General features: G+C 57.9%; 1 pseudogene. It reads right to left on the reverse strand.

Going from position 1 to position 404, the window contains the following annotated elements:
* Positions 1 to 233: pseudogene (locus tag BFP70_RS19805) on the reverse strand (hypothetical protein); the annotation flags it as partial.
* Positions 234 to 404 lie beyond the last annotated feature (171 nt).

The following is a 404-nucleotide window of genomic DNA, read 5'->3' on the forward strand; positions in this document are numbered from 1 at the left end:
CAGATACGATCCGCGGGCACGTAACGGGCCAGATAGGCAAGCGCGTCCTGCAGGGACGGACCGAGAGTATCTGACAGATCTCCGGCAATGATCAGGGCATCGAGGTCATGCTGAAACAGGCGATCCTCCAGCCCGTGGAATTTGAGAGGATTGCCTCCAAGCCAAAAGTAGGACTTGAGATGAAGGTCGGCCAGTACCGCAACGGGCCCGCCGTTATCCGGGATTTCAAGCACAGAGGGGCCTGGCAACTTCGCCTCCTTGACGACCTACGCGCGAGTAGCGAAAGTGCTGGCGCGGTTATGTCCGACGGGTCAGTTAAGCGATTGATCCACACGGAATTACTATAGGTCTGTGTCAGTCTTTTCGGCGGCGCAACCCCCTCGCGGAGCGCTCCATTTTTTCGC

Origin of the sequence: Thioclava sp. SK-1 (assembly GCF_001705665.1) — a bacterium.
Taxonomy (GTDB): Bacteria; Pseudomonadota; Alphaproteobacteria; order Rhodobacterales; family Rhodobacteraceae; genus Thioclava.